The 2,281-nt window shown below is 63.5% G+C and carries 3 protein-coding genes; all 3 read left to right on the top strand.

Features of this window, described 5'->3' with window-relative positions; genetic code table 11:
* Window position 1: 1 nt before the first annotated feature.
* Window positions 2–454 (top strand): c-type cytochrome, encoded by a 453-nt coding sequence (locus tag AC3A5Z_RS24110; RefSeq protein WP_487521803.1) that lies wholly within the window; start codon window positions 2–4, stop codon window positions 452–454.
* Window positions 455–464: 10 nt separating this feature from the next.
* Window positions 465–1,823: a cbb3-type cytochrome c oxidase subunit I gene (locus AC3A5Z_RS24105; protein WP_487521802.1), complete on the top strand. Its 1,359-nt coding sequence runs from the start codon at window positions 465–467 to the stop codon at window positions 1,821–1,823.
* The coding region (locus AC3A5Z_RS24100) for an ATP-binding protein (protein ID WP_487521801.1) at window positions 1,820–2,281 on the top strand (462 nt) is incomplete at its 3' end. The genes AC3A5Z_RS24105 and AC3A5Z_RS24100, both read left to right, overlap by 4 nt.

Below are 2,281 nucleotides of genomic sequence, written 5' to 3'. Positions count from 1 at the left end.
CATGTCAGAGATCCTCACGAAATCGCGGGCCAGAAACGTGTTCTACGGAGGATCCCTGTTCTTCGCAGCCATCTTCGTCGGCCTGACGATCCAGAGCCACTATCACATCGTGACCAGCTCCACGACCGACCTGCCGCTGACCGAAGAGGTCGTGCTGGGCAAGCATGTCTGGGAGCGTCACAGCTGCATCAACTGCCACACGTTGCATGGCGAGGGTGCCTATTTCGCGCCCGAGCTTGGCAACGTGATGACCCGCTGGGGCGTCTATGACGACAAGGAAGGCGCCGCTGAGATGCTCGACGGCTGGATGGCCGCGCAGCCTTCGGGCATCGAAGGCCGCCGGCAGATGCCGCATTTCGAGATCACGCCGGAGGAGATGCGCGGCCTCGCCGAATTCCTCCGCTGGGCCGATCACATGAACACGCAATCCTGGCCGCCGAACGACGCGGGCTGAGGGGAACACCATGAAATATTCATCACAGAAGGTGGCGCTCGCGTATTTCGTGACCGCAATGGCGCTGTTCGGCATTCAGGTGCTGGGCGGATTGCTGGCGGGCTGGATCTACGTCTCGCCCAACACCCTGTCCGAAGTGCTGCCGTTCAACATCGTCCGCATGATCCATACCAACTCGCTGATCGTCTGGCTGCTGCTGGGCTTCTTCGGCGGCGCCTATTTCCTCGTGCCGGAAGAAGCCGAGCGCGAGATCTGGTCGGTGAAGCTGGCCTACCTGCAACTGGCCATCCTGATCATCGGCACCCTTGGAGCCGTGGTCAGCTACCTCGTCGGCATCCACGGCGGGCGCGAGTTTCTGGAGCAGCCGCTCTGGGTCAAGGTGGGCATCCTCGTCGCCGCACTGATCTTCCTCTTGAACATCACCATGACCGCGCTGTCGGGCCGCAAGACTGCGATCACCAACGTGCTGCTGACCGGCCTCTGGCTTCTGTGCCTGCTGTGGCTCTTTGCCTTCGTGAACCCCGACAACCTCGGGCTCGACAAGATGTACTGGTGGTATGTCGTCCACCTTTGGGTCGAGGGCACGTGGGAACTGGTGATGGCGGCGATCCTCGCCTTCCTCTTGATGAAGATGACCGGCGTCGACCGCGAGGTCATCGAGAAATGGCTCTACGTCATCGTCGCGACGGCGCTGTTCTCGGGCATCCTCGGCACTGGCCACCACTTCTACTGGATCGGCACACCCGGTTACTGGCAGTGGCTCGGCTCGGTCTTCTCGACCTTCGAGGTGGTGCCGTTCTTCCTCATGATGTCCTTCGCCTTCGTCATGGTCTGGAAGGGCCGCCGCAACCACCCGAACAAGGCGGCGCTGCTCTGGTCGCTCGGCTCCTCCACCGTCGCCTTCTTCGGCGCGGGCGTCTGGGGCTTCCTGCACACGCTGCACGGGGTGAACTACTTCACCCATGGCACGCAGATCACTGCGGCCCATGGCCACCTCAGCTTCTACGGCGCCTATGTCGCGCTGAACCTCGCGATGTTCACCTACGCCATGCCACTGCTGCGCAATCGCGCGCCCTACAATCAGGTGCTGAACATGGTCTCGTTCTGGCTGATGACCGGCGGGATGGCCTTCATGACCTTCGTGCTGACCTTCGCCGGCACGATCCAGGTGCACATGCAGCGCGTGGTCGGCGACTACTACATGGATGTGCAGGACCAGCTTGGCCTGTTCTACCTGATGCGCTTCGGCTCCGGTATCGCCGTGGTGCTGGGTGCGGCGCTGTTCATCTACAGCCAGCTTGTCGTGCGCCGCGAAGTCGTGGCCCCCGGCCCGGTGGTGCGTGGGGCGGTAGAAGGCGCCAAGGCATGAATGCTCTCGCCCGAGAACCCTTGGTCCCGTTCTATCGTCCCGTCGGTCAAGAATGCGCGCTGTTCGAGACCGCCCATGCGAAAGGTCTGCCCCTTCTTCTGAAGGGGCCGACCGGCTGCGGCAAGACCCGCTTCGTCGAGCATATGGCGGCGACGCTGGGCCGCCCGCTCTATACCGTCGCCTGCCACGATGACCTGTCGGCCGCCGACCTGATCGGGCGCTACCTGCTGCGCGGCGGGGCGACCGAATGGGTCGACGGCCCGCTGACCCGCGCCGTGCGGGAAGGCGCAATCTGCTATCTCGACGAGGTGGTGGAGGCGAGGAAGGACGTGACCGTGGTGCTGCACCCCTTGACCGACAACCGCCGCACCCTGATGATCGATCGCACCGGCGAGGAACTGGTGGCCCCGCCCGGCTTCATGCTGGTGGCGTCCTACAACCCCGGCTACCAGAACATC

It is taken from the genome of Cereibacter sp. Soil_C_27 (assembly GCF_057657095.1).
This window is presented reverse-complemented; position numbering and strand designations above follow the sequence as displayed.